28 protein-coding genes and 2 tRNA genes are annotated in these 25,615 nt (G+C 71.3%); 19 read left to right on the forward strand and 11 right to left on the reverse strand.

Features of this window, described 5'->3' with window-relative positions:
• Window positions 1-55 precede the first annotated feature (55 nt).
• The 3 genes from ACRDSK_RS16870 to ACRDSK_RS16880 all read right to left on the reverse strand — a co-directional run bounded on the left by ACRDSK_RS16870 (window position 56) and on the right by ACRDSK_RS16880 (window position 2,830).
• Entirely contained in the window at window positions 56-928 is an 873-nt protein-coding gene (locus tag ACRDSK_RS16870; protein WP_431441993.1) for a sterol desaturase family protein, read from the reverse strand.
• A gap of 140 nt (window positions 929-1,068) precedes the next feature.
• Window positions 1,069-1,926, reverse strand: coding sequence for a S1 family peptidase (locus ACRDSK_RS16875; RefSeq protein WP_431441994.1), 858 nt, complete (start codon window positions 1,924-1,926; stop codon window positions 1,069-1,071).
• Between the two features lie 115 nt (window positions 1,927-2,041).
• Window positions 2,042-2,830, reverse strand: a complete 789-nt coding sequence (locus ACRDSK_RS16880) for a DNA-formamidopyrimidine glycosylase family protein (RefSeq protein ID WP_431441995.1) — start codon at window positions 2,828-2,830, stop codon at window positions 2,042-2,044.
• Window positions 2,831-3,160: 330 nt separating this feature from the next.
• Here ACRDSK_RS16880 and ACRDSK_RS16885 point away from each other — a divergent pair, with 330 nt between their 5' ends.
• Genes ACRDSK_RS16885 through ACRDSK_RS16905 form a run of 5 tightly spaced genes read left to right on the forward strand, consistent with a single transcriptional unit; the run spans window position 3,161 to window position 7,246 of the window.
• A complete protein-coding gene (locus ACRDSK_RS16885; RefSeq protein WP_431441996.1) occupies window positions 3,161-4,660 on the forward strand; it encodes an ATP-binding protein in 1,500 nt (499 codons plus the stop codon).
• The gene (locus ACRDSK_RS16890; RefSeq protein WP_431441997.1) at window positions 4,657-5,052 is read left to right on the forward strand and encodes a roadblock/LC7 domain-containing protein; all 396 of its coding nucleotides are present in this window, start codon (window positions 4,657-4,659) and stop codon (window positions 5,050-5,052) included. Before ACRDSK_RS16885 ends, ACRDSK_RS16890 begins: the two co-directional genes overlap by 4 nt.
• Window positions 5,053-5,095: 43 nt before the next feature.
• Complete coding sequence (locus ACRDSK_RS16895) at window positions 5,096-5,404, forward strand: DUF742 domain-containing protein (protein ID WP_431442020.1); 309 nt, start codon at window positions 5,096-5,098, stop codon at window positions 5,402-5,404.
• Window positions 5,385-6,002 carry a GTP-binding protein gene (locus ACRDSK_RS16900; protein WP_431441998.1) on the forward strand — a complete coding sequence of 206 codons (618 nt, stop codon included), beginning with the start codon at window positions 5,385-5,387 and terminating at the stop codon, window positions 6,000-6,002. The genes ACRDSK_RS16895 and ACRDSK_RS16900 overlap by 20 nt, the downstream gene beginning before the upstream one ends.
• Before the next feature lie 32 nt (window positions 6,003-6,034).
• Window positions 6,035-7,246 (forward strand): cytochrome P450, encoded by a 1,212-nt coding sequence (locus ACRDSK_RS16905; protein ID WP_431441999.1) that lies wholly within the window; start codon window positions 6,035-6,037, stop codon window positions 7,244-7,246.
• A 31-nt stretch (window positions 7,247-7,277) separates the two neighbouring features.
• On the opposite strand, the gene ACRDSK_RS16910 is transcribed toward ACRDSK_RS16905, so the two are convergent.
• Window positions 7,278-7,907 (reverse strand): hypothetical protein, encoded by a 630-nt coding sequence (locus ACRDSK_RS16910; protein WP_431442000.1) that lies wholly within the window; start codon window positions 7,905-7,907, stop codon window positions 7,278-7,280.
• A gap of 490 nt (window positions 7,908-8,397) precedes the next feature.
• Here ACRDSK_RS16910 and ACRDSK_RS16915 point away from each other — a divergent pair, with 490 nt between their 5' ends.
• Window positions 8,398-9,258 (forward strand): XRE family transcriptional regulator, encoded by an 861-nt coding sequence (locus ACRDSK_RS16915; RefSeq protein ID WP_431442001.1) that lies wholly within the window; start codon window positions 8,398-8,400, stop codon window positions 9,256-9,258.
• A gap of 5 nt (window positions 9,259-9,263) precedes the next feature.
• Window positions 9,264-10,496: a hypothetical protein gene (locus ACRDSK_RS16920; RefSeq protein WP_431442002.1), complete on the forward strand. Its 1,233-nt coding sequence runs from the start codon at window positions 9,264-9,266 to the stop codon at window positions 10,494-10,496.
• Here ACRDSK_RS16920 and ACRDSK_RS16925 read toward each other — a convergent pair.
• On the reverse strand, window positions 10,395-10,934 hold the full coding sequence (locus ACRDSK_RS16925) for a GNAT family N-acetyltransferase (protein WP_431442003.1): 540 nt from the start codon (window positions 10,932-10,934) through the stop codon (window positions 10,395-10,397). The genes ACRDSK_RS16920 and ACRDSK_RS16925 overlap by 102 nt on opposite strands.
• Window positions 10,935-10,993: 59 nt before the next feature.
• Between ACRDSK_RS16925 and ACRDSK_RS16930 the strand changes: the two genes are divergently transcribed.
• From ACRDSK_RS16930 to ACRDSK_RS16940, 3 genes are read left to right on the forward strand one after another with little or no spacing between them, the layout of a single operon-like run.
• Entirely contained in the window at window positions 10,994-11,377 is a 384-nt protein-coding gene (locus tag ACRDSK_RS16930; RefSeq protein ID WP_431442004.1) for a YciI family protein, read from the forward strand.
• Entirely contained in the window at window positions 11,374-12,594 is a 1,221-nt protein-coding gene (locus ACRDSK_RS16935) for an RNA polymerase sigma factor (protein ID WP_431442005.1), read from the forward strand. The genes ACRDSK_RS16930 and ACRDSK_RS16935 overlap by 4 nt, the downstream gene beginning before the upstream one ends.
• Entirely contained in the window at window positions 12,591-13,439 is an 849-nt protein-coding gene (locus ACRDSK_RS16940) for a hypothetical protein (RefSeq protein WP_431442006.1), read from the forward strand. Before ACRDSK_RS16935 ends, ACRDSK_RS16940 begins: the two co-directional genes overlap by 4 nt.
• A gap of 36 nt (window positions 13,440-13,475) precedes the next feature.
• On the opposite strand, the gene ACRDSK_RS16945 is transcribed toward ACRDSK_RS16940, so the two are convergent.
• The gene (locus ACRDSK_RS16945) at window positions 13,476-14,063 is read right to left on the reverse strand and encodes a TIGR03086 family metal-binding protein (RefSeq protein WP_431442007.1); all 588 of its coding nucleotides are present in this window, start codon (window positions 14,061-14,063) and stop codon (window positions 13,476-13,478) included.
• Window positions 14,064-14,239: 176 nt separating this feature from the next.
• Between ACRDSK_RS16945 and ACRDSK_RS16950 the strand changes: the two genes are divergently transcribed.
• From ACRDSK_RS16950 to ACRDSK_RS16960, 3 genes are read left to right on the forward strand one after another with little or no spacing between them, the layout of a single operon-like run.
• Window positions 14,240-15,310: a M4 family metallopeptidase gene (locus tag ACRDSK_RS16950; RefSeq protein WP_431442008.1), complete on the forward strand. Its 1,071-nt coding sequence runs from the start codon at window positions 14,240-14,242 to the stop codon at window positions 15,308-15,310.
• The gene (locus ACRDSK_RS16955) at window positions 15,286-15,618 is read left to right on the forward strand and encodes a protealysin inhibitor emfourin (protein WP_431442009.1); all 333 of its coding nucleotides are present in this window, start codon (window positions 15,286-15,288) and stop codon (window positions 15,616-15,618) included. Before ACRDSK_RS16950 ends, ACRDSK_RS16955 begins: the two co-directional genes overlap by 25 nt.
• 31 nt (window positions 15,619-15,649) lie before the next feature.
• The gene (locus tag ACRDSK_RS16960; protein ID WP_431442010.1) at window positions 15,650-16,210 is read left to right on the forward strand and encodes a GNAT family N-acetyltransferase; all 561 of its coding nucleotides are present in this window, start codon (window positions 15,650-15,652) and stop codon (window positions 16,208-16,210) included.
• A 3-nt stretch (window positions 16,211-16,213) separates the two neighbouring features.
• Here the strand turns inward: ACRDSK_RS16960 and ACRDSK_RS16965 are convergent, their stop codons facing one another.
• Window positions 16,214-17,413, reverse strand: a complete 1,200-nt coding sequence (locus tag ACRDSK_RS16965; RefSeq protein WP_431442011.1) for a L,D-transpeptidase — start codon at window positions 17,411-17,413, stop codon at window positions 16,214-16,216.
• Between the two features lie 193 nt (window positions 17,414-17,606).
• On the opposite strand from ACRDSK_RS16965, the gene ACRDSK_RS16970 reads away from it, so the two are divergent.
• Window positions 17,607-17,679, forward strand: a tRNA-Lys gene (locus ACRDSK_RS16970).
• A 323-nt stretch (window positions 17,680-18,002) separates the two neighbouring features.
• Here ACRDSK_RS16970 and ACRDSK_RS16975 read toward each other — a convergent pair.
• Together ACRDSK_RS16975 and orn are read right to left on the reverse strand one after the other, a co-directional pair.
• Window positions 18,003-18,075 (reverse strand) — tRNA-His (locus ACRDSK_RS16975).
• Window positions 18,076-18,142: 67 nt separating this feature from the next.
• Window positions 18,143-18,760 carry an oligoribonuclease gene (gene orn / locus ACRDSK_RS16980; protein WP_431442012.1) on the reverse strand — a complete coding sequence of 206 codons (618 nt, stop codon included), beginning with the start codon at window positions 18,758-18,760 and terminating at the stop codon, window positions 18,143-18,145.
• Window positions 18,761-18,816: 56 nt separating this feature from the next.
• Here orn and ACRDSK_RS16985 point away from each other — a divergent pair, with 56 nt between their 5' ends.
• Window positions 18,817-20,295, forward strand: coding sequence for a glutamate-cysteine ligase family protein (locus tag ACRDSK_RS16985; RefSeq protein ID WP_431442013.1), 1,479 nt, complete (start codon window positions 18,817-18,819; stop codon window positions 20,293-20,295).
• A gap of 7 nt (window positions 20,296-20,302) precedes the next feature.
• Here the strand turns inward: ACRDSK_RS16985 and ACRDSK_RS16990 are convergent, their stop codons facing one another.
• On the reverse strand, window positions 20,303-20,503 hold the full coding sequence (locus ACRDSK_RS16990) for a hypothetical protein (RefSeq protein WP_431442014.1): 201 nt from the start codon (window positions 20,501-20,503) through the stop codon (window positions 20,303-20,305).
• 117 nt (window positions 20,504-20,620) lie between these two features.
• Here ACRDSK_RS16990 and ACRDSK_RS16995 point away from each other — a divergent pair, with 117 nt between their 5' ends.
• The 4 genes from ACRDSK_RS16995 to ACRDSK_RS17010 all read left to right on the forward strand — a co-directional run bounded on the left by ACRDSK_RS16995 (window position 20,621) and on the right by ACRDSK_RS17010 (window position 24,894).
• Window positions 20,621-21,859 (forward strand): NAD(P)/FAD-dependent oxidoreductase, encoded by a 1,239-nt coding sequence (locus ACRDSK_RS16995; protein WP_431442015.1) that lies wholly within the window; start codon window positions 20,621-20,623, stop codon window positions 21,857-21,859.
• Between the two features lie 17 nt (window positions 21,860-21,876).
• On the forward strand, window positions 21,877-22,905 hold the full coding sequence (locus ACRDSK_RS17000) for a tetratricopeptide repeat protein (protein WP_431442016.1): 1,029 nt from the start codon (window positions 21,877-21,879) through the stop codon (window positions 22,903-22,905).
• Window positions 22,906-22,976: 71 nt separating this feature from the next.
• A complete protein-coding gene (locus tag ACRDSK_RS17005) occupies window positions 22,977-23,690 on the forward strand; it encodes a hypothetical protein (RefSeq protein WP_431442017.1) in 714 nt (237 codons plus the stop codon).
• 31 nt (window positions 23,691-23,721) lie between these two features.
• The gene (locus ACRDSK_RS17010) at window positions 23,722-24,894 is read left to right on the forward strand and encodes a lactate 2-monooxygenase (protein WP_431442018.1); all 1,173 of its coding nucleotides are present in this window, start codon (window positions 23,722-23,724) and stop codon (window positions 24,892-24,894) included.
• Between the two features lie 6 nt (window positions 24,895-24,900).
• On the opposite strand, the gene ACRDSK_RS17015 is transcribed toward ACRDSK_RS17010, so the two are convergent.
• Window positions 24,901-25,615: DNA polymerase (locus ACRDSK_RS17015; protein WP_431442019.1), on the reverse strand; the 715-nt coding region annotated here is incomplete at its 5' end.

A 25,615-nucleotide genomic window follows, 5' to 3' on the forward strand; every position in this document is an offset into this window, starting at 1 on the left:
CGGCCCGGTTGCCGGCGGCGTCGATGCCCAAGTCCCTGGCCATGGTCGTCGAAGCCTAGAGCGAAGCCTGGCGGAACGGCCAGACGAGCTGGCGCAGATATCCGGTGGGCGGCTCCTCGTCGAGACCGTAGCGGCGAGGGTGTCGACGCCACGTCATGTGCGCGGTTCCGAACAGCATGTCGAGCAGCGGGAGCTCGCTGAAGTTCTTGTCGTAGTGCTCCGGCTGGTCGGCGTGGTGCCAGTGGTGGTACTCCGGAGAGGCGATGATCCACCGCAGTGGGCCGAAGGTGAAGCGCACGTTGGCGTGCAGCAAGATCGCGTGCAGTGTCGTGACCAGCACGTAGCCGCCCAGGCCCACCTCGCCGAACCCGAGCACGAAGGCCGGCAGCACCGCACAGGTACGGATGAACCCCTGGTCGATCGGATGCAGCCGGCCCGCCGCCAGCCAGTCCATCTCGCGGATGCTGTGGTGCACCTTGTGGAACCGCCACAACACCGGCACCCGATGCGCCAGCCGGTGCCCCCAGTAGCCGCCCAGGTGCCCCAACACCAGCACTGCCACGATCTGCGCCCACGCGGGCTGCCCCCGCACCGCGGCGGTGACGGCGTCGGGCATGACCGTCCTGAGCACACCGCCGAGCGAGCCCACCAGCACGAACACGACCGCGGTCACCAGCAACGAGTTCACCGCGAGATGGACCATGTCGGTACGCCACCCGCGACGAAGCACCCGCTGCGGTCGAAGCGCGAAGATCTTCTCCAGCGGAACGAAGATCACGAAGAGCAGCGCCAGGCCGACGACGAAGCCCTCGCGGGTGGCGAGGGCGCCGACGAACAGCCCGGTGGACGCCGCGCCGAGCAGGAAGCCGGTCACGGTCGGGCGCCGGCCGCGACCGGCCGGCACGCGTTGGTCCGGTGTGGGCGACATGGCCACACAGCCTGGGCGACAGCCGTGAACGGCCGGTGAGCGCGACATCAGGGTCTCGTAAGCTCAGCCGGATCGTCCACTCAGGACATCTGCGCTCCGCCCGCCGCACCGGCCTGCGGTGCGGCGGGCAGGGCGCACGGTCAGTTGAGTGCCGCGACCGCGGCCGCCGGCTTGGCCAGCAGGCAGCCCGGCGTGCTCAGGTCGAGTGCGTTGTTGGCGTCGAGACAGGTGGTGAACCAGTAGGTCTGCTGGCCGTAGCTCTGCCCCGGGTGCACCGTGACGTTGCCGTTCTCGTCGACCTCACACGGGTTGTTCAACGTGCAGGTCCCGCCGTTCTCGTTGCCGGTGTTGTTGATGCCGACGATCTGGTTGCTGGCGACGTCCACGACCGGCGACCCCGACGTGCCGGGGATGGTGTCGCAGGCGGAGTCGTAGCGAATCGAGTCCTGCCAGGTCCACTGGGCTTCGCGCATCGTGTGAACGAAACCGTTGACCTGGCAGTTCCACACCTGCTCCCAGTACCCGGACGGGATGCCGATGGCGCTGCCGTCGGCCGGATGACCGGCCGCGATGGTCAACGCCGTCGCGCCGGTCGAGCTGCGGATCGCGTCGTAGGTGCTGGTCAACCGGTAGAGCGTGACGTCGGTGCCGGTCATCGTGGCGTAGAGCGCCAGGTCTGCCCGGAGCGTGCCGAGCGAGTTGCCGGACGCGTCGAGCAACGTGCCCGACCGGGAGCTCGGCCGGTTCACGAGCACCTGGCCCGCACCGGGCATCCCGCCCTCGTAGCAGTGGCCGTTGGTCAACATCATCGCGCGGTCGGCGTCGGCGGAGTTCGGGAACCGGACGAGCGAGGCCGAGCAGTTGCTGAGTGCGATGGTGCTGGCGAGCGTGACGTTCTGGACCTGGACAGGCTGGGCGGCCTGGGCGGGCGCGGCGGTCAGAACCGCGGCGCCACCGAGGACGACGGACATCAGTCCGACGGCGAGTCGTCTGTACATGAAAGCCTCCGGCAGCAGGGTGTGGAGAGCCGATGTGGCGATTCCACTCGGACGCTAACCGGTGCCGACTACCGAACTGCAGGCCCATTCGGTGAAGAAAATTCCCAGGTGGCTGTCAGGGGTGCGGTCCTGGCTGGCAGGTGGGACAGAAGTAGGTGACTCGCTCACGGCCGGCCTCGCCCTGGTCGGCCACCGCGACCCGGCCGCCACAGCGCAGGCAGCCGGTGCGCTGCCGGCCGTACACCCAGGTCTCGCGGCCACGCCGGGGATCGCCGGTGGTGTTGCGGACCGGGCGCGACGCGTTGCGCAGCAACAGCTTCCGAGCGAGGTTCACCGCCTCGTCCGGGTCCACGGCCGACACCGGGGACCACGGTGACACGCCGAGCAGGAAGCACAGCTCGGCCTTGTAGACGTTGCCGACGCCGGCCATCAGGCGCTGGTCGAGCAGGGCCGCACCCACCTCCCGAGTGGGGTCGGCGGTCAGGCGTCGCACGGCCTCGGACCGGGTGGAGTCCGACCAGTCCGCGGCAAGCAGGTCGGGACCGAGATGGCCCACCAGCCGCTTCTCGTCGGCGGTGGCGACGAGGGCCATCTCGACCAACGAGGTGCCGAGCGCGTACCGCTCCTGGGTCGCGAGCACTGCCCTGACCCGGTGGTTGATCGGCGGGCGGCGGTTGTAGACGCGCCAGGAGCCGTCCATGCCGAGATGGCAGTGCAGGCTCAGTTCGTCGTCGAACCGCAGGAAGAGGTGCTTGCCGACGGAGATCGCCCGCAGGAGGACGCGGCCGGCGAGATCGACGGTCGAGAGCCGCGGATGTCGTAGCTCGCCCTTGACGAGCGTGCTGCCACCGAGGGCCTCGGTCAGCCTGCGGGCTGTCGCGTACACGGTGTCGCCCTCTGGCACCTCACCAGCCTAGGCCGTCTGCGGCACGCCGACCGAGGCATGATCGGGCTCTACTGAGGGCGGCTTTGGCCCCGCGCAACCGCCTGACCGGGGGTTACCCGATTGAATGAACGCGCTTACGGAGCGGCTTGACCCTTCCGATAGCCTCGGTACCTTGCTGCATTCGGAGAAATGCACACGGTGAGGAGTGGCACCGTTGGGGGAGGCGCCTACTCCGAGAGGAGGAGCGTTGACCTTCCGTGCGGGGACGCGGGCGCCGTCGATGAACCACCTCTTCTCCGGGCCGCACCCGTTCGTTTCGTCCCCTCCTGATCTTGGCAACAGGTGATCATGACAGCTTCCTCGCCGGTGTCGCCCCGGCACCGGAATACGGGCCCCTGGCTGTGTGTCGGCGCCGTCGCCGCTTACGTCCTCGCCTCGCCGTTCTTCCTGCGTGGCACGCCCGACGGCGCCACGTGGGTGGTGTTGTGGATCGTCCTCGGCATCGCCGCCGTCGGGCTCGCGGCCACCGGTGTCGTGCTGGCCACGCGGTCCGGCCGCGACCACCTCGACGAGCTGCACCACCTCGATGGGGAGAACCACGACCTGGCCGGGCTGGCCGAGACGCGCCGGGTCGTGCTCGAGAACCTCGTGGACCAGCAGCTGCCCGCGGTGACGAACGGCGCCACCCCGCCACCGCTGCCCGACGCGGCCGGCGACGCGGTCACCGCCGACCTGCTCGGCCGCGCCGTCGCCCAGCTCGGCCGGGTACGCGAGGACCAGCGCGCCGGACACGAGGCGGTCCAGGCGGCCGTCGTCTCGCTCGGCCGCAAGGTCCAGGCCTCCGCGCACCGCATCCAGGAAGAGGCCGCGCGGATGGTGCAGCGGCACCCGACCGACGCGGACGTCCTGCACACCAGCATGCGCGTCGACCACGCGGCCGCCCAGCAGGCCCGCAACGCCCAGAGTCTCGCCGCGCTGTGCGGGGAGGCGCCGGGCCAGCAGTGGCACCAGGCCCTCCCGCTCGCCGACACCGTGCGCGCCGCGGCCGGCCGGATCACCGCTTACCAGCGGGTCGAGGTGTCCGGCGACCCGGGCGTGGCCGTCTCCGCACGCGTGGTCGAGCCGCTGATCCACGTGATCGCCGAGCTGCTGGCCAACGCCACCCAGTCCTCGCCGCCCACCACGCAGGTCCTCGTCTCGCTGCGCCACGTCCAGCGCGGCGCGGTCATCGAGATCGACGACGGCGGGGTCGGGCTGGACGACAGCCGGCTGGACCAGGTCCGCGAGATCGCGTCGGGCCGGCGACCGGTCGGGCTGGCCGACCTCGGCCAGATCCCGCAGACGGGCCTGCCCGTCGTGGGCGCGTACGTGCGCCGGCACGGCTTCCGGGTCGACATCACCGAGTCGGTGTACGGCGGGCTGCGCGCGATCGTGCTGGTGCCGGCCGAGCTGACCGAGCCGGTCGCGCCGGGTGGGCTCGTCTCCACCGGCGGCCACGCGCTCACCCGACGTTCCGAGCGCCGGGCGGCCCCGGAGCCACAGCCGGAACCACAGCCGGAGCCGGCCCCTGAGCTGGAGCCGGTGCTCGCCGAGGACCCGGTGGTGCCGGCGGCGAGCTCCGGCGAGCTGCCCGCCCTGCCACGTCGCCGCTCCCGTCGCGCCGAGGCCCGCCGTGCGTCCACTGTGGACTGGCCGGCTGAGCGCGACCCCGAGCCCGTGCAGACCGCCGAGCAGGCCGGTCAGTGGATGGGCGCCTTCCTGTCCACCGCGGGCGACTTAACGGAGCCCGACCGCCGCGACCACGTGCACTACGCCGACGCCGACGAGTCCAGGGAGGAACAGCGATGACGACCCAGTCCGGCGACAACAGCTGGATGCTGGAGTTGATCAGATCGGTCCGCGGCGTCCGGCACGTCGTGGTGCTGACCTCGGACGGCCTGCTCAAGGTCCGCACCGACCACACTCCGCTCGACGTCGCCGACAAGCTCGCGGCCGCCTGCGCGGGCCTGACCTCGCTGGGCCACGGAATCAGCAAGGAGTTCGGCACGGGCATCGGGCCGCGCCAGGTGATGGTCGAGTTCGAGGGCGGGTTCCTGTTCGTGCGCGGCGCCGGCGACGGCTCGCGGCTGGCCGTGGTGACCGAGCCGGCAATCGACCCCGCGCTGGTCGCCCAGCAGATGCAGGCGCAGGTGCTGGTGATCGGCGAGCGGACCCTCGGCACACCGACCCGCACGGGCTGAGCGGGTGGAGGAATACCGCGACAATCCGGTGCGGCCGTACGTCATGACGGCCGGCCGCGCCCACCCGTCACGCAACACGATCCGGCCGGAGACGCTGCTCGTCGTCGACCCCGACACGGCACCCCCGGTGACCGCGAGCCGCCAGCAGCGGGACCTGCTCGACATGTGCCGGGGCGTGCTGTCGCTCGCCGAGGCCTCGGCGCACCTGCACCTGCCGGTGAGCCTGGTGGTGGTGCTGGCCTCCGACCTGGTCGACTCCGGCCACCTCGCGATCCGTTCCGCACTGCCCAAGTTCGCGCGGCCCGACCACGATCTGCTGGAGAAGGTGCTCAATGGTCTCCGCAAGCTCTGAGCCGACCACCCCCGAGCGGTACGTCTCGCCCACGGTGGCCCAGTCGGTCAAGATCCTCGTCGTCGGCGCCTTCGGGGTCGGCAAGACCACGATGATCGGGTCGGTCAGCGAGATCGCGCCGCTGCGCACCGAGGAGACGATGACCACTGCGAGCGTCGGGGTCGACTCGCTCGCCGGACTGGACGGCAAGACCACCACCACCGTCGCGATGGACTTCGGTCGCATCACGGTCAGCCCGGACGTCGTGCTGTACCTGTTCGGCACGCCCGGGCAGCGGCGGTTCTGGGACCTGTGGGAAGGGCTCGCCGAGGGCGCGGTGGGCGTGCTGGTCATCGTCGACACGCGCCGGCTCGAGGACAGCTTCGAGGTGCTCGACCAGCTCGAGATGCGGACCTCGATGCCGTTCGCCGTCGTGGTCAACCAGTTCCCCGGCGCCCCGCAGTACCGGCCCGACCAGCTGCGCGAGGCGCTGGACCTGCTGCCGGACACCCCGCTCGTGGCCTGCGACGCCCGCCAGCGGGACTCCTCGGCCGCCGCACTGATCACGCTCGTCGAACACGCGCTCCGGTTCACCGACACCCCGAAGGCAAACGCATAATGCCCACCACGCATCGTCGCCGGCTGATGGAAATGACCGACTTGACGCCGCTGACGGCCACGACGGGGACCACGGACCCGCAGGCCGCCTACCGGGCACTGCAGGACAGGTGGGGCCTGGTCGCGCCCATCGAGCTCGCGCCGGACGTGCCCGCCTGGCTCGTCATGGGCCATCACGAGATCTGCCAGGTGGTGCGCAACGAGCAGGTCTTCTCCTCCGACTCCAACAACTGGCGGCTGCTGCGGGAGGGCGCCGTGCCGCCCGACGCCAGCATCGGCGCCATGATGCTCCCGCGCGACAGCGCGTTCTTCGCCGACGGCGACCGGCACCGCCGCCTGCGCGCCCCGATCGAGGACGCGCTCGCGAGCGTCGACGAGCACCGGCTGTCCCGGCTCGTCCGGGCGACGTGCGCCGAGCAGATCCGCAGCTTCGCCGACCAGGGCAGCGCCGACCTCATCTCCGACTACGCCGCCGTCGTGTCGATCCTGACCGTGGCCAGCCTCTTCGGCGTGGGCCCCGAGCACCGGCACGCGTTGCGCATGGCACTGATCGCGATGTTCAGCACGGTCGCGGACCAGCAGGCGGCGGGCATGGAGGTGGAGCGGATCGTCGGCGAGACGATCAACTCCCGGCGCGCCGCGCCCGCCGAGGACCTCATGTCGCTTTTCCTGCGCCACCCGAGCCTGCAGGGCGACCTCCAGATCGCCGAGGCGACGGTGCTGATGATGGCCGCGGGCTACGAGGCGACCACGAACTGGATCGCGCACACGCTGCGGCTGATGCTGTCCGACCCGCGGTTCGCCGGGCAGCTGCGCGGCGGCCGGCTCGGCTTGGACGACGCTCTCGACGAGGTGTTGTGGCGGGAACCGCCGATGCCCAACATGCCGGCGCGGTACGCCCTGGTCGACTGCGAGCTTGGTGGCCAGCCCGTGCAGCGGGGCGACGCGCTCATCCTCGGGGTGGCCGCCGCGAACGCCGACCCGCGGGTGCACACCGACGACCCGTGGCTGGAGACCGGCAACCGGGCGCACCTGGCCTGGAGTGCCGGGCCGCACGCCTGTCCGGCGCAGCGGCCGGGCCGGATGATCACCCGCATCGCCGTGGACACCGCACTGCACCAGCTGCCCGACGTGGCCCTGGCGATCCCACCCGACGAGGTGACCGTGCTGCCGTCACCCTGGACCCGCTGCCCGGCGAGCCTCCCGGTGCGGTTCACTCCCGCACCCCGGGTCCCGCTGCCCTGAGCTGTCCCGAGCGGCCGGGCCCGGCCGGCGCTCAGGAGACTCGCAGTGGGATGGCGGCGTCGATGACGCGTGTCTCGGCCGGCACCTGGACCCAGCCGCGGTAGGGCTGACCGCCGACCCGGAGATGGACCAGCGGCTCGAACGTCCGGTCGTCGATGCCGTCGTAGCCGTGACGGATCACCGACCGGTAGATGTGCTCGGAGACGACCAGCACCAGCGGGGCGTCGGTCTGCTGGAGCCTGGTCTTGAGCTCCGGGGAGTCGAGCAGCCTGACGGTCACGTCGATGTCCTCCCCGAACGCCCCGCGGCGGTCGAAGTGGACGTCGCCGGAGTGGATGGCGGCCCGCAGCCGGAACCGGTGCCTCGGGTTGCGGATCGCGTGCTGGGTGAGCAGGTCGCTCAGCTTCGGGATGAACTGGTTGAGCAGGCGCGTACGGGGCGCCTGGTCGACGGGGCGGATGAACACGATGGCCCCGTCCCCTCGGTCGAGGTAGGGCTCGCGAAGGTCCTCGGTGATCTCGGAATCGAGCAGCGCCGCCTCGAACAGGTCGTACATGTCGTTGCGGAGCATGCCCTTGGCCGAGTTGTTCCGCGTCGTGGACCCTTCGATGTCGATGGCCACGATCGTTCGCTGACAGGGCAGGACGGATACTGCGCTCATGGCGACTCCAGTCCTTTGTCAGAATTTCAGTTTAAGTTCACTGAACTCTGGCAAATTTCTCGAGGAACTTCAGCCTACGGGCGGCGTGTCGCTGTGGCAAGATGCAGAAGGCGGTGTAGGAACACGAATGGGCGACAACAGCGTGTCCATCTCAACCCGTGCGTAGCGCTGCGATGACGTCCAGCGATGCCCCAGTCAGTCCGGAGTCCGCCGCCTGTATACTTTGCAGTTCAGCAGCTGAACTGAAGTTCCGCTGAAGGACGTGGTGGTAGTGAACACAGCTGAAGATCCAGCTCATCGCCTCGCGCGCCGGCTCAGGTCGCTGCGCACCGAGGCGTGGCCGGACCGGCCGCTCACGCAGGGGGAGTTAGCAGCGGCGCTGGGCGCCAGCGTCCCGTTGATCTCCTCGTGGGAGAGCCAGACCCATCCCAAGTCCCCACCGCGCGCTCGCCTCGATGCCTACGCTAGGTTCTTCGCCACGGAACGATCAGTGGCGCAGGCCCCGTTCCGTGTGCTGTCGAAGTCCCAGCTGACGAGCGAGGAACGCGCTCGCCACGCCGATCTGTTCCGAGAGCTCACCAGCCTTCGGGAAGGGGCCCAGGGCCACGAGCCGGGTCCGGGAGTCGCCGACGACCCGTTCGCCGGCAGCCACTGGCGCTTCCCGCCCGATCAGGACATCACCATCGTGTGCTCCGCGCTGCCCCAGGACCGTCTCGAGTCGATGCCGTACTCCGATTCGGATGCCCCCGACTACGTGGACCTGTACCGGTTCGGCGACCTGGACGCGCTGCTCGAGCTCCACGGCCACATCCGCGCGGCCAACCCGCTGAGCCAAGTCCGGGTCCGCACGCCCGCGGAGGTTCTGCCGGACGACTTCACGAGCCACCTGGTGCTGCTCGGCGGCGTCGACTGGAACTCGATCACGGCCGAGCTGCTCCACCGCCTGGACGTGCCGGTCACCCAGATCGCCCGGGAGAGCGACGACGAGCCGGGCGGCTTCGTCGTGGAAGCGGACGGCGAGAAGATCAAGTTCTCCCCGACGCTGCGCCGGGAGGACGGCCGGGAGTACCTCATCGAGGACGTCGCGCATATCTACCGCGGGCCGAGCCCGCTCAACGACAAGCGCACGGTCACCATCTGCAACGGCATGTACCAGCGTGGCACCCTGGGCGCGGTCCGCGCGCTCACCGACGTGCGGTTCCGCCGCCGGAACGAGAAGTTCCTGCACCGGCGGTTCCCCGACGAAGGCACGTTCAGCATCGTCTGCCGAGTGAAGGTGTTCCTCGGCGCGGCGGTCACCCCCGACTGGAGCACCAGCTCCGAGGACCTACTCCACGAATGGCCGGTGTGAGCGGTGTGACGAACCAGCTGGACCACTGGCGCACGCACACGCGCCTGCACCACGGTTCCCACCGGCAACTGCTGTCGACGCCGTCGACGCCGTACCCGATGGACGTGGACGCGATCATCGTGCCGACCGGTCGAAACGCGGCCGCGATGCGACAGGCGATGGAGCTGGCCGGCAAGCTCAACTGCACGCTGATGGCGTTGTGCAGCAAGTGGTCCTCGGCGGCAGCGGTCGCCGCCATGCCCGAGGCCAAGGGCGTCAAGCTGATCGCCATCGACGCCGGCAAGCTGCCGGAGGGTGTCGTGCCGGCGTTCCGGACCTGCGAGCTGCTCAAGGGCACCAAGTTCGCGCGGAAGACCGACACCAGCGCGAAACGCAACCTCGGGCTGCTCCTCGCGCGGCTCATCGGCTGGAACAAGGTCGTCTTCCTCGACGACGACATCACCGTGCCCGAGCCGCTGGACCTGCGCGACGCGGCCGGTCTGACCAGCTACTACGCGGGCGTCGGGCTGAAGATCGAGGGCATGCCGGACAACTCGGTGGTCTGCCACGCCTACCGGGAGGCGGGCGGCAAGCAGGACGTGTTCGTCGGCGGCGGCGCGCTCGCGGTCGCGGTGAACGCGACGACCTCGTTCTTCCCCAACATCTACAACGAGGACTGGTTCTTCCTCCTCGACGACGACGGCCTGCAGGCCACGACGCTGACCGGCACGGCGGTGCAGAAGCAGTACGACCCGTTCGCCCACGAGGACCGGGCGCGGCTGGAGGAGTTCGGCGACACCCTGGCCGAGGGTCTGTTCTGGCTGCTGGACCAGGGCCGCACGATCGGCGACGCCGACGAGGCTCACTGGGTGGACTTCATCGCCCGGCGTCGCGGCTTCATCGCGAAGACGGCCGAGATGGTTGGGCAGCTGCCAATCTCCGACCGGCGCGCCCGGATGCTCACGTCACTGGACGCGGCCCGCGGGCGCAGCGAGCTCATCACGCCGCGCTGGTGCGGCCGGTACGTCGAGGCGTGGCGGCAGGACCGTTTCACCTGGCGTCGGCACCTGGGGGAGATGCACCGGTCCCTGGTGGTCAAGAAGCGCAAGGAACACCGGAACCGACGCACGCTGGCCGCGGTCCGCGGGTTGCTCTGCTCACTGGAGCTGAAGCGGTTCCACCTGTCCCTCCCCGTGGAGCGGCTTGACCATGATCCAGCAGATCTCGACGGCCCCCTGGCTGTCGCCGTCGGTGAGTGAGTAGCACCGGACCGTCGAGTGCGGCCACTCCCGGTACCCGAGACGCGCGTACAACCGCGCGGCGCGCCGGTTGGTGGTCTCGACCGCCAGTGCCACCTGGTCGAAGCCCAGCATCCGCAGCCGCCGCTCGGCGCCCTTGATCAGCTTCGTGCCCGTGCCGCCGCCGCGGTAGTCGGGGTGGATCTCCAGGTGGTTCAGGATCGGCGTGCCCAGGATGTGCCGGCGCAGCTCCGGCTCCTCGGCGTCCTCGAGCCAGAGGTAGAGCACCCCGATGGGGCGGGAGCCGCGCCATGCCGTCAGCAGCATGCCGAGGCCCCGCTTCTGTCTGGAGATCCGGTCGTCGAAGAACCGCCGCTGGCCAAGCTCCCGGATGAGGACCTCGCGGTCCGTTGGGCGGGCTCGTCGAATTCGCAGGTTGCCCATCGCTCTGAACTCCACAGTAGCCTGCTGTCGAGTTCCGGGTCGGTGGTTCGTCATCCTCTGCAGAGGAGGTTCGGATGAAGTACATGATGCTGATCTACAACTGCGACCGGCCGGAGCCGGGCGACCCGGGGTTCACCGAGGCGCTCGACCGGATCAACGCGTTCGCCGACGAGTGCCGGCGGCGCGGGGTGTTGGTGGCCGGGGACCCGCTGCAGCCGGAGAGCACCGCCACCACCGTGCGGGTGCGGGAGGGGCGCACGCTGATCACGGACGGGCCGTTCGCCGAGACGCACGAGCACCTCGGCGGCTACTACATCTTCGACTGCGACACCCTCGACGAGGTGCTGGAGCTCGCCGCCATCTGCCCGTTCGCGGAGCTCGGCGGCCTCGAGGTGCGGCCGCTCGCGAGCGTGCCGGGGCTCGACCACACGCCGTCCGCGGCCTTCGTTCGGGAATGACCGCGCCCGGCTCCAGGCTCACTGTCGAGCGGGTCTTCCGCGAGCACCGGGCGCGGATGCTCGCCGCCCTCGTCCGCGCGCTCGGCGACTTCGAGCTGGCCGAGGACGCCCTCCAGGACGCCTGCGCGATCGCGTTGCGCCGCTGGCCGGACGGTGTTCCGGACGACCCGGTCGCGTGGCTGCTCACGGTGGCGCGCAACCGGGCCTTCGACCGGCTGCGGCGGGCGAAGCTGGCCCGCGAGCGGGAACCGGTGCCGGAGACCTCGCAGGGAACGACTATGACCGACTTCGCGGAGAGCCGCCTCGCCGGCGTGGGCGACGAGCGGCTGAGCCTGATCTTCACCTGCTGCCACCCCGCGCTGGCGATGGAGGCGCGGGTGGCGCTCACGCTGCAGGCCGTCGTCGGGTTGACCGCCGGGCAGATCGGGCGCGCGTTCCTCACCGCCGAGGCGACGCTGGCGCAGCGCCTGGTGCGGGCCAAGCGCAAGATCCGCGACGCCCGGATCAGCCTGGACGTGCCCGCCGACCACCTGCTGCCCGAGCGGCTGGCGGGCGTGCTCGCGGTCGTCTACCTGATCTTCACCCAGGGCTACACCACCCACGGCGCCGAGCTGCGGCAGGAGGCGATCCGGCTGGGCAAGCTGATCGCGAGCCTGATGCCCGACGAGCCGGAGGCGTCCGGCCTGGTCGCGCTGATGCTGCTGCACGACTCGCGCAGCGCCGCCCGCCGCTCGGAGTCCGGCGACGTCGTGCTCCTGGAGGACCAGGACCGCGACCGGTGGGACCGCGGCGAGATCGCCGAAGGCGTGCGACTGCTCGACCGCGCGCTGCGGTTCGGCATGCCCGGTCCGTACCAGCTGCAGGCCGCGATCGCCGCCCTGCACGCGCGCGCACCGAGCACCGAGCTCACCGACTGGACGGCCATCGCCGCGCTGTACGCCGAGCTGCTCGCGGTGTCGCCGTCGCCGGTGGTGGCCCTGAACCACGCGGTGGCCGTCGCGATGGCCGACGGGCCGGCGGCCGGCCTCGCGCTGGTGGACGGGATCGAGGGGATCGAGCGCTACCACCTGCTGTACGCGACCCGGGCGGACCTGCTGCGCCGCCTGGGCCGGGCGGACGAGGCGGCGGCCGCGTACCGGCGCGCACACGAGCTGGCCACGAGTCCCGAGGACCGCCGCTTCCTCGCCGGCCGGCTGCTGGCCCTGGACGCGTCATGAGGCTCACCGTCCTCGACCGCGGGCACCGCCGCCGGGTTCGCCTGTTCCTCGCCGCGGTCCGCCGTCTGTCCGGTGTGGACATGCCGGACGTCGTCACGATGTTGTTGTACCGCCCCGAGTTCTTCGGCCGGCCGATGCTCGACCTCACCGCCCACGCCATGCGCGGCCCGTCTTACTGGACAGCCGGTGAGCGCGAGTTCCTCGCCGCCGACACCGCGCGACGGTTCCGCCTGCCGTTCTGCGTCGACACGCACACCGAGCTGACCCGCATCGCCTCGCACGGGGAGCTCGACGCCGACGATCCCGTCGCGGCGCGCCCCGAGCTGGTCGCCGCGGCGGACTTCCTCGCGGTCGTGTCGTTCGAGCCGGACCGGGTGGGGCCGGCGCCGGACCTGCCGAAGCGGGTGCTGCGCGAGGCGCTGCACGTCAACCTGGTCTGGAACATCGTGAACCGGCTGGGCCTCGCGTTCGGCTTCGAGCTGCGCGAGGGACAGCTGCGGGCCGGCACCCGGGCGCTGCACCGGGTCGGCTACCGGATGCCTCGCCTCCTCATCGGACGCCGCCTCGTCGCGGGCGACCGGGTCGAGAACCTGCGCCACGCGGTGTTCGACGGCCCCGGGGTGACGTCCGCGGCGGACCGGGCGGCCGCGGGCACCGGCGGCCCGCTCGCCGAGCCGTGGCGGACCTACGCGGCCGCGGTCCGCGACAGCCCGGACCGGATCACCGACGCCGACGTCGAGCGGCTGCGCGCCGGCCACGGCGAAGACGCGATCTTCGAGATCACCACGGCGGCCGCGGTCGGGGCCGCGCTGCGCAGTCTCGAGGCCGGCCTGCGGGCCGGCTAGGTGCGGGAGGGTTGGCCCCTCCCGCACCGCCGTTCGTCAGGCCGGCACCGGCTGCCACGCGGCCCGGCCGAGGAACGCGAGCAGCGCGGTCTGCTCGTCGGCGCCCGCGGGCGGGGTGAGCTCCGCGCCGAAGAAACCCGGCTGGCGCACGGCGTTCTGCCGCGACCACGCGAACGCGACCGGGACGAGCTCGGCCGCGAACCGAACGTCCATGCCGAGCCCGTGGCCGATGTCCCACGCGTGCGCGAGCTGGTCCGTGACGAGCAGCGGGAGCAGCCCCGCGACCGGGACCTCGCCGAGCCCGGGCAGCGTGACCAGCCGGGCGAGCGACTCGTCGTCGAGCGTCGCGAGCGCCTCGGCCCGCGCGGTGCGCCAGGTCGCCACCGGGTCGTCGCTCGCGAGCCCGCGCGGGTGCGGTGCCCCTGGCGCGCCGGACCTGTCGGCGAGCTCGGCGCCGGTCGCCCAGGCCCGCAGCTGGCGCTGGCCCCAGATCACGTGCCCGGCCACGTCGCGAACCGACCACTCCGCACACGCGGACGGGCGGTCCCACCCGTCGGCGGGCACGGCGGCGAGCACCGCGTCGAAGGTGTCCTGCGCGCGCCGGTACGACTCCATCGTGTCCATCAGCTGCCTTCCGTTCGAGAGATGCGAGAGATGCGTACGAGCCGAGGACGATCCGTGACGTCGGAACTCGACACACCCGAACGGGGTATTCCACAGCGATCGGCCTAACGAATCACGGTGGGCGACGACTGTTCACAGGAGGGTCGGGGAACAGCCGCAAGTGAGGTGGATTTTCAATGACCTATCGACACGCGTGCTACATCCTTCCGCAGGTCGTCCTGCTGGATGCCGCCGACCGGAACTCCGACCTTCGCGAGGCCGCCCTGAACACGGCCGCCGCCTCGGCTTCGCTGCGTACACAGCGGGTCGCGTTCACCCAGATGGTGCAACTGCTCGGCGTACAGGGCGCCCGGCTCGGCGAGCTCACCCCCGCCGGCGACAAGAACACGGTCTACGACGTGAAGAACGGCAGTTGGGACGACCTGCCCGGCACCCGGGCCCGCGGCACGGGCGACGGGCCGGTCGCCGACGAGGCGGTGAACCAGGCGTTCGACAACGCCGGCAAGACGCGCGACTTCTACTCCGAGGTCCTGCAGCGCGACAGCATCGACGCCGAGGGCATGGAGCTCGTCTCGTCCGTGCACTTCGACCGCGACTTCGACAACGCGTTCTGGGACGGCGCGCAGATGGTCTACGGCGACGGCAGCGGGCGGATCCTCGCCAAGGGCAGCCTGACCCGCGACCTCAGCGTCGTCGCGCACGAGCTCACCCACGGCGTCGTGCAGTTCACCGCGGGCCTGCGCTACAGCAAGCAGTCCGGCGCGCTGAACGAGTCGTTCGCCGACGCGCTCGGCTCCGTCGTCAAGCAGTGGGCGGCCAACGAGAAGGCGAGTGAGGCGGACTGGCTGGTCGGCGAGGGCATCCTCGGCACCGAGTTGAAGGGCGTGGCGCTGCGGTCGATGAAGGAGCCGGGCAAGGCCTTCGAGGGCGACCCGCAGCCGGGCCACATGCGCGACTACGTCGACCTCCCCGACGACAACAACCCGCGCAACGACCACGGCGGCGTGCACATCAACTCGGGCATCCCGAACAAGGCGTTCTACGTCGCGGCCACTCGGTTGGGTGACCACTCCTGGAAGAAGGCCGGCCCGATCTGGTACGACGCTCTTGCGAACAAGCTGCGGCCGAACTCGCAGTTCAAGGACGCCGCCGAGGCGACGGTCGCATCGGCCGCGGCGCTGTACGGTGATGACCAGGACGTGGCGAAGACCGTGCGCAGCGCGTGGGAGGAGGTCGGGGTTCTCTGAAGATCTCGGTCGTCCAGGGCGGCGGGTTCGCCGGCCTGCTCAGGACCACGTCGGCCGACGCGGCGGAGCTCGCGCCGGCCGACGCGGAGACGTTGCGCGCGAAGGTCGACGGCGCCCAACTGTTCGACCTTCGGTCGGTCGACGACTCCTCCGGCCTGCCCGACGTCCAGTCCTACGAGATCACCGTCGAGGACGGCGGCCGCCACAACACCGTCGTCCTCGGCGAGCGGAACCTGAGCCCCGAGGTCCGAGAGCTGCTCGGCTGGCTGCGGTCGGTGCCCGGCCACCAGGAGAAGACCGGCCACTGAGTGACCGGCCGCGCCGTGCGAGGGTGGCGGGGTGGAGATCACGACCTGGTACCTGGAGATGCTGGAGCCGGCGTGGCTGCGACCGGCCGCGGCGGTGCCCGTGCCGGTGACGCGGGCCGAGGTGGTGAGCCCGGAGCTGAACCGCTACCTGTACACGGCGGTGGGCGGCGACTGGTACTGGGGGGACCGTCTCGGGTGGACCTGGCCGCGGTGGCGCGACTGGTTGTCCCGACCGGGTGTGGAGACCTGGCTGGCGCTGGACCGCGGCACGCCGGCGGGCTACGTCGAGCTCGACCCGGCCGACGGCGCGGTCGAGCTCGCCTACTTCGGGCTGCTGCCGGACTTCGTCGGCCGCGGCCTCGGCGGCCACCTGCTCACCGAGGCGATCCGCCGGGCGTGGACGCTGGCCGACCGCTGGCCCGACCTGCCACCGACCCGGCGGGTCTGGGTCCACACGTGCACGACGGACGGCCCGGCCGCGCTCGCGAACTACGAGGCGCGCGGCCTGCGGGTGTACCGCACCGATCGGGAGACCGTGACACTGCCGCCGGAGCCACCCGGCCCGTGGCCGGGCGCCGACCGCCCTGGCTGAGACCTAGCGCTGACCGCCCTTGGCCCAGACCTTCCACGGAATCTGCCAGTCGCCGAGGCCGTCCCACGACTCGAGCTTCGCGCCGCCGCTGCGCCGGACCACGAAGACGTCGCCCTTGTTGGAGATGCTCTGCAGCCAGGCGGCGTTCTCGGTGGACATGTTGATGCAGCCGTGGCTGACGTTGCGCTGGCCCTGGTCGCCGATCGACCACGGTGCCGAGTGGTAGAAGATGCCGCTGTTGGAGACGCGGCTCGCGATCTGGACCGTGGTCCGGTAGCCGTCGGGGGCGTCGGCCGGCACGCCGTAGGTGCTCGAGTCCATCGTGTAGTTGGTGTGCTCGCTCATCACCACGTAGGTGCCGTAGGGCGTCTCGTGGCCGGGCTTGCCCATCGAGATCGGGACCTTGCGGACCTGCTTGCCGTTGACCTTGACGGTCATCTGGTGCGTCTGGCCGTCGGCGACTGCCACGACCGAGTCGCCGATGGTGATGTTCGCGGTGCGGTCCTCGTTGCCGTAGACGCCGTCGCCGAAGTTCTTGCCGTAGATGGCCGCCTTGATCGACACCTTGGTGCCGGCCGGCCAGTACGTCTGCGGCCGCCAGTGCACCTCGCTGTCGCTGAACCAGTAGAAGGCGCCGGCGACCGACGGGCTCGTGGTGATCTGGAGGGCCTTCTGGGCGGCGGCCTTGTCGGCGATGTCGACGTCGAAGTAGAACGCGAGCGGCTGGCCGACGCCCACGGTCTGGCCGGCCTGCGGGTTCATCGACAGGTCGGCGCGCAGCCGCGGCTCGACGGTCGAGAAGGAGGACTTCAGCGTGGTTGGTCTGCCGTCCTCGCCGACGCCGGTCGCGGTCGCGCTGTAGATGCGCCCGTAGCCGAGCGGCTCGGCGACCTGCCAGGTGGTGGCGTCGGGGGACAGCTTGCCCCTGACGGGCTCGCCGTTGTCGTTGGTGAGCACGACCTTGGTGAGCTTGCCGCCGATGGCCGCGACCGTGACCGGGTCGCCCGGTGCGACGTTGGCGGCCTTGTTCTTGGGCGTGATCATCATCTTGACGGGTTCGGGCGGCGGCGTGGACTTGGTGGTGCTGCGGTCGTCGTCCTGCTTGCGATCCGGCTTGGTGTCGGCGGCCGTGCTGGTGCACGCCCCCGCCACCAGCACGACGAACCCGAGTACCGCCGCGACGACGAGCCGACTCCGCGGCACGCCCCCAGCCCTTCCCGCCATGTGAACCCCGTCCCGATCGGCTCCGCGCCTGATGCTGATCTCCCTGTATTGTGCCGGACGCCCGCAACGGCCCGAACACGGACCGTCAGATCCCCTCGACCCAATCCGGTTGAGTCCCACCGAAGCGCCCGTGCTACGGTTTCGCCGTCGCGTGGGAGACGCTCCTCCGCACGCGCCGCTAGCTCAACTGGCAGAGCAGCTGGCTCTTAACCAGCGGGTTCGGGGTTCGAGTCCCTGGCGGCGTACAAACCGCAGGCCGACACAAGCGTGTCGGCCTGCGGTTTTTTGCACACAAAGAAGAACGAGAACGAAGAAGAATCGTTACGCAAGAGCACCGACCAGCGCCCGAAGATGATCACTCGACCACGCTGGTCAAGGAGTTGATCGACACCGGCCCCCACGCCGGAAACGAGATGATGATCACGCAACCACAAAGATGATGATCACCGCAACCACGCTGGGTCAAGAGACGATCGCAACGTGGGGGTCTGGGGGCTCGGCCCCCAGAGCCGATGACGAAACCCGACCCGGGGAAGGTGCCCAAAAGCACCGAACACGGGTAGCCGAGGGTGAGTGACGGGACTTGAACCCGCGACTTCCTGGACCACAACCAGGTGCTCTACCAGCTGAGCTACACCCACCATTGCCGCCCGTGAGCGCGGCGGCGCGCACCATCGTAACGTGCCGCCCCTGCGGCTCGGCAATCGGTTACGGCTCCATGGGTTGGTCGGCGCCGAGCACGGCGTCGGCGACGGCCTTGGCCTGCTCGCTGGTGGGGCCGGGAGCCGGCACGAACGCGGTGCCGCGGTAGTAGATGAGCTCGCGGATGGACTCGCGGATGTCGGCGAGCGCGCGGTGGGCGAGGCCCTTGTCGGGCTGCGCGTAGTAGATCCGCGGGTACCAGCGGCGGCACAGCTCCTTGATCGACGAGACGTCCACCATCCGGTAGTGCAGGTGGGCGTCGAGCGCGGGCATGTCGCGGGCGATGAAGCCGCGGTCGGTGGCGATGGAGTTGCCGCACAGCGGCGCGGTGCGTGCCTCGGGGATGTGTTGGCGCACGTAGTCGAGGACCTGCTTCTCGGCCTCGGCGAGGCTGACCGTGGAGACGCGCACGGCGTCGGTGAGCCCGGACTTGGCGTGCATCTCGCGGACGACGTCGGGCATGGCGTCGAGGGTGTCGTCGTCGGCGTGGATGACGACGTCGACCCCGTCGTCGAGGATGTTGAGCTCCGAGTCGGTCACGAGGACGGCGATCTCGATCAGGGCGTCCTTGCCCAGGTCGAGACCCGTCATCTCGCAGTCGATCCACACCAGATTGTCCGTCACGCGAGGGAGCTTAGCCCGGGTAGGCTGGATTGATCTCGGAACCGGAGGCGAGGCCGATGGGCAAGGATGTCGAGCGGACCGAGTTCACGCGTGCGGACCGGCAACGGTTCCGCCAGAAGGTCCGACAGTGTCTTGACGTGTTCGCGCAGATGCTGGCCGAGTCGCGGTTCGACGCCGATCGCCCGATGTCGGGGCTCGAGGTCGAGCTGAACCTCGTCGACGAGGCGGGCGACCCGGCGATGCGCAACGCGGACGTGCTGGACGCGATCGCGGACCCGGCCTTCCAGACGGAGCTGGGCCGGTTCAACATCGAGATCAACCTGCCGCCGCGGGAGCTCGGGCCGGACGGGTTGACGGGGTTCGAGGAGAGCGTGCGGGCGAGCCTGAACGCGGCGGAGGGCAAGGCGACCTCGATCGACTCGCACATCGTGATGATCGGCATCCTGCCGACGCTGCGGCACGAGCACATGAACGCGGAGACGCTGTCCGCGAACCACCGCTACAAGCTGCTGGAGGAGCAGATCTTCGCGGCCCGCGGCGAGGACCTGGAGATCAACATCTCGGGGGCGGAGCGGCTGGTCACCCAGGCCGACACGATCGCCCCGGAGAGCGCGTGCACGAGCGTGCAGTACCACCTGCAGGTGGCGCCGGAGATGTTCGCGCAGTTCTGGAACGCGAGCCAGGTGATCGCGGGCGTGCAGGTGGCGCTCGGCGCGAACTCCCCGTACCTGTATGGCAAGCAGCTGTGGGCGGAGAGCCGGATCGTGCTGTTCGAGCAGGCCACGGACACCCGCCCGGACGAGCTGAAGGCGCAGGGCGTGCGGCCGCGGGTGTGGTTCGGCGACCGCTGGATCACGTCGATCTTCGACCTGTTCGAGGAGAACGTGCGCTACTACTCGGCGCTGCTCCCGCTGTGCGACGACGAGGACCCGGCGGAGGTGCTGGCGCGCGGAAAGACCCCTCAGCTGGGTGAGCTGCGGCTGCACAACGGGACGATCTACCGCTGGAACCGGCCGATCTACGACGTGGTCGCGGGCAGCCCGCACCTGCGGGTGGAGAACCGGGTGCTGCCGGCGGGGCCGACGGTGGTGGACGTGATGGCGAACGCGGCGCTGTACTTCGGGCTGGTCCGCGCGCTCGCCGACCAGGACCGTCCACTGTGGAGCCAGATGAGCTTCTCGGCGGCGGAGGAGAACTTCCACACGGCGGCGAAGGACGGCATCGGCGCGCGGATCTACTGGCCGGGCATCGGCGAGGTCCCGGTGACCGAGCTGGTGCTGCGCCGGCTGCTGCCGCTGGCGCACGAGGGGCTGGACGCGTGGGGCGTGGCCCCGGCGGACCGGGACCGGCTGCTGGGCGTGATCGAGCAGCGCTGCATCAGCGGACGCAACGGGGCGACGTGGCAGGTGGACACGGTCCACTCGCTGGAGCAGACGACGTCGGTCAACCGCGAGCAGGCGCTGCGCGAGATGACCCGGCGCTACGCCACCCACATGCACACCAACGAGCCGGTGCACAGCTGGCCGGGTGTGTGACCGCTGGTCAGTCGCCTTCCTTGGAGGCGTCGAGGACGGCGTCGCGGAGGGCGGCCCGCAGCCGCCCGACGTCCAGGGGCGCGAGCACCGCGGTCTCGCCCGGGGGCGCCACCAGCACCACCCGTCCCTGCCGGACGAACACGGTCAGATCGCGTCGCCGGCCGGCGACGTCGCGACAGACGATGGACCACTCCTTGTGGTTACCCACTTTCCATTCCTCCGGCCGTTGCGGCTGTCTCGCTCGCTGGCGATGCTCAACAGAATGACGCCCGTGGGACGCGAGCGTGACGCTGTTTCTACGATTTCTCGGAAGGCTTGATCGCACATGGTCGAACCCCGTCGCATCGTGATCGTCGGTGCCGGGCTCGCCGGCGCCACGGCCGCGGGCGCGCTGCGAGACAAGGGCTACTCCGGACAGCTGGTGGTGCTGGGTCAGGAGGAGCACCGGCCCTACGAGCTGCCCGCGCTGTCGAAGGGTCTCCTGCTCGGCGAGACGGAAGAGCCGGCCTGGGTGCACGACGAGGCGACCTACGCCGAGCGGGACATCGAGCTGCGCCTGTCCACCGTGGTCGAGGGGGTGCGGCTGGACACCCACGAGGTCGTGACGGCGGACGGCACGGAGCTCCCGTTCGACCGGCTGCTGCTCGCGACGGGGTCCCAGCCGCGGCGACCGGTGATGACGGGTGTGCACCTGCCCGGCCTGCACCTGCTGCGCACCCTGGACGACTCGCGGGCGCTGCGGGCGGAGCTGGTCGAGGGCCGCCGGGTGGTGATCGTCGGCGCCGGGTGGATCGGCTGCGAGGTGGCGGCGGCCGCGCGCCGGCGCGGCTGCGAGGTGATCGTGGTGGAGCCGAACCCGCTGCCGCTGCACCGGTTGCTGGGCGACACGATGGCCGAGGTGTTCCGTGACCTGCACGCTGCGGAGGGCGTGCACTGGGGGCTGGGCTACGGCGTGTTCGGCTTCACCGGCGAGGAACAGGGGCGGGTGACCGGCGTGATGCTGGACGACGGCAGCGAGCTGCCGGCGGACGTCGTCGTGGTCGCGGTCGGGGCGGCGCCGAGGGTCGAGCTGGCGCACGCGGCGGGCCTGGACCTGGCGTCCGCGACATCGACCGGCGGGGTCGAGGTCGACGCGTGCCTGCGTACGTCTGCGGCGGACGTGTTCGCGGTAGGCGACATCGCGTCGCAGCTGCATCCGCGCTACGGCCGGCGGGTGCGGGTGGAGCACTGGGCGAACGCGAAGCACCAGGGCGCGCACGTGGCCGGCGGCATGCTGGGCGACGAGGCGCCCTACACCGCGAGCCCGTACTTCTTCTCCGACCAGTACGACCTGAGCCTGGAGTTCCGCGGGGTGGCGGACCCGTTGGTCGACGAGCTGGTCGTGCGGGGCGACCTGGCCGCCCGCGAGTTCGTCGCGTTCTGGGTGCGTGGCGACGAGGTGCGGGCGGCCATGAACGTCAACATGTGGGACGACGTGGACGCGCTGGCCGCGCTGGTGGCCGGCGATGTCAGAGTGGACAGGGCGAAGCTCGTGGACGGAGACCTCGCGAGCCTCCTGGGATAGGCCGGCGGGGAGGGCGCATGGCGGAACCGAGCGGCTCGATCGACTCGGTGTTGGTACACGCCGCGCGCCTGACCGCGGAGGGCAGGCCGGAGTCGGCGATCGCCGTGCTGCGACCGGCGCTCGCCCAGTTCCCGGAGCATTCGGCGGCGTGGTGCCGGCTCGCCGCGGCGCACCTGGACGCCGGTGCGCCGAGTGAGTCGCTGGACGCGGCGAAGCGGGCGATGACGCTGGGCGAGCGGTCCTGGGGGCACCGGCTGGCGAGCCTCGCGCTGCTCGAGCTCGGCCGGTACGCGGAGGCGGTGGTGTCCGCGCGCGAGGCGGTGCGGCGGGACGCGGTGGACTGGCGGTGCCAGGTGACGCTGGCCGAGGCGCTCGTCCACGACACGCCCGCGGAGGCGGTTCGGGTGGCGCGGGCGGCGGTGGCGCTGGCGCCGGAGGAGGCGCGGGCGCACGAGGTGCTGGGCGACGCGGCGGTGGCGGCGCACGACTGGCCGGCGGCCGAGCGCGCGTACCGGGCGGCGCTGGGGCTGGACCCGGGCAACGAGGACGTGGCCGCGAAGGTGGGCCGGCTCGCGCGGCGGCCGGAGCGTCGTGCCGATCGCAAACCCCGTCCGTCGACCTCGCGCCGGCCGCGGTTCGGTCGCGTGCAGCGGGTGGCGCTGCACCTTGCGGTGCGCCGGGCGGCGGCGTGGCAGTTGGCCGGGACGCTGGTACTGCTGTTCGCCGGGCTGCCGGCGCCGAGCGGGCTGCTGGCGTGGGTCGGGCTGGGTGTCGTGGTGTGGGTGGTGGCGCTCGCGGTGCGTGGCTGGCTGTCGCTGCCGGCGGGTGCGCGGGTGTCGCCGCGCGCACTGTCCACACGGGAACCACGGGTGGTGGCCGGCGCGATGTTGCTCGGCGTGTCCGTGCTGTCGCTGCTCGTGTGGACCGTCCTGCTGGCACTGGGTTCGGCGTCGACGCCGGTTTTGTTGGTGTCGCTGGGGTGCGCGGCGGTCGCAGTTGCGAACAGTTCGTTCGGACTGTGGCGGATCTGGGCCGCGAGCGGCTAATGTGCTCCGGCCGGGAACCGTGTCGGGGTAGGTTGCGTCGGTTACGGTGCCCCATACCCTGCGCTCGCTAGGTGACGATCATGATTCGCTTCGGCACGTTCCTTGCCTTCCTGGGCTTCGGTTCGGCGATCCTGCACTTCACGTCGATGCAGTTCCGCCTGCTGATGTGGGCGGAGCCGATGCAGCCGCTCCTCGGTCTCGGCATCGGCGGGCTGGGCGCGGTGATCCTCATCATCAGGGTCGCGGTGAGCAAGGACTCCGAGGACGAGCCGGCCATGGCCGGGGCGGAGTTCGGTGCGCCCGGACAGTTCGGGCCGCCGCAGGGCGGCCCCGCCTACGGCCCGCCTTCGGGTTCGCAGCCGGCGCAGGCGTTCGGTCCGCCGTCGGGACCGCAGCAGTTCGGTCAGCCCGCGCAGGCGTTCGGGCCACCGTCCGGTCCGCAGCAGTTCGGTCAGGCCCCGCAGCCGGCGCAGGCCTTCGGGCCGCCGCCGAGTCCGCCGTTCGGTCAGCCGGCGCCGTTCGGCCAGCCGGCGGACCAGCAGCCCGCGGGTTGGTTCGGCCAGCCCGCCCCGCAGCCGTTCGGCACGCCGCCGGGCCCGCAGCCGGTGGGTGCGCAGTACGGTCCGCCGGCGGGCCAGGAGCCGGCGGGTTGGTTCGGTCAGCCGGCCGCGCCGCAGGGTGGTCCGCCGCAAGGTTTCGCGCCCCAGGGCAACCCGCCGCCGGCCAACGGCAACCCGCCCGCGTTCGGCCCGCAGCACGGCCAGCAGTTCGGACCCCGAGGCTGACCGTGGCCCCCGCCCGAGAGACACTCGCCGCATGACGAGCTTCGGCGGCTACCAGAACGAGATCTACCTGCAGGGACTCGGCGACCAGGTGCCGATGTTCACCACCGACGGGTCTCGGCTCGAGGAGGCCGCCCGGGCGACGATGGAGCCGGGGCCGTTCGGGTACGTGGCCGGCGGGGCCGGGGCGGGCGCGACGTTGCGGGCGAACCGCGAGGCGTTCGACCGGTGCCGGATCGTGCCGCGGATGTTGACCGACGCCACCAAGCGGGACCTCTCCACGACCGTGCTGGGGACGAGCATGCCGGCGCCGGTGCTGCTGGCGCCGGTCGGTGTGCAGTCGATCGTCCACCCGGACGGGGAGCTGGCGACGGCGCGGGCGGCGGCCGAGCTCGGCGTGCCGATGGTCCTCTCCACCGCGTCGTCGTACTCGATCGAGGACGTCGCTGCCGCCAACAAAGGGTCCAATGGGGACGGTCAGCGGTGGTACCAGCTGTACTGGCCCAACGACGACGACGTGACGATCAGCATCCTGTCCCGCGCGAAGGCGGCCGGCTTCACCACACTGGTGCTCACGTTGGACACCTGGACGCTGGCGTGGCGCACGGTCGACCTCGACCAGGCCTACCTCCCGTTCATCCGCGGCATCGGCACCGCGATCCCCTTCTCCGACCCGGCCTTCCGCGCCGGGCTGGACAAGTCGCCGGAGGAGGACCCGACCGCGGCGATCCTGCGCTGGATCCCGACGTTCACCGGCACCGACAAGCGGTGGGACCGGCTGCCGTTCCTCCGCGAGCACTGGGAGGGCCCGATCGTGCTGAAGGGCATCCAGCACGTCGACGACGCCCGCCGCGCCGTGGACGCCGGGATGGACGGCATCGTCGTGTCCAACCACGGCGGTCGGCAGGTCGACGGGGCCGTCGCGTCGCTGGACGTCCTGCCGGAGATCGCCGCGGCCGTGGGGGACGACCTGGCCGTGCTGTTCGACTCCGGCATCCGCACCGGGTCCGACATCGTCAAGGCGCTGGCGTTGGGCGCGCAGGCGGTGCTGGTCGGCCGGCCGTTCGTGTACGGGCTGGCGCTGGGCGGGCAGGACGGGGTCCGGCACGCCGTGCGATCGCTGCTCGCCGACCTCGACCTGACGCTGGGCCTGTCCGGACACCGCACGTCCGCGGAACTGAGTCCCGACACGCTGCGGCAGAGCTGAGGAGCCCTACTTCGCGTCGGCGTAGCAGTCGACCGCGACCGCCTGCAGGGGGAAGCGGACCGGGGTGTCCGCGAAGACCAGCCGGCTCGCCTCCGCCGCCGCGGTGGACACCGCCGCCACCACCGTGTCGGCCAGCTCCGCCGGGCAGTGCACCAGAACCTCGTCGTGCTGGAAGAACACCAGCTGCGCGGCCGTGCCGGCCAGCTCGCGGCGCAGCGTGGCCAGCACGGTCAGCGCCCAGTCCGACGCGCTCGCCTGCACGACGAAGTTCCTCGTGAACCGGCCCCAGTTCCGGGCCGCCTCGCGGGACCGGCGCTCGGTGCCGGCGTCCGTCTCGGCCGAGCCCATCAGCGCGCGCCAGGACTCGCTCGGCGGCGGGCTCGTGCGGCCCAGCCGGGAGCGCACCACGCGACCCTCCTCGCCGGCCCGCGCCGCCTGCTCCACGTAGTCCACCGCGCGCGGGAAACGCTTGCGCAGCCGGGCGAGCAGCGGACCGGCGCCGCCCGCGGTGCCGCCGTACATCGCCGAGAGCATCGCCCGCTTCGCGTCGTCCCGCTTGCCCTCGAACGCGTCCGCGGCCAGCGACGTGTAGAGGTCCGTCGTCGCCGAGACCGCCGCGAACTCCCGGTCGTCGGACAGCGCGGCGAGCACCCTCGGCTCGAGCTGGGCGGCGTCGGCCACCACCAGCTTCCAGCCCGGGTCGGCGCGCACGGCCGTGCGC

The sequence above is a fragment of the Actinophytocola sp. genome (assembly GCF_050699915.1).
Taxonomy (GTDB): Bacteria; Actinomycetota; Actinomycetes; order Mycobacteriales; family Pseudonocardiaceae; genus Actinophytocola.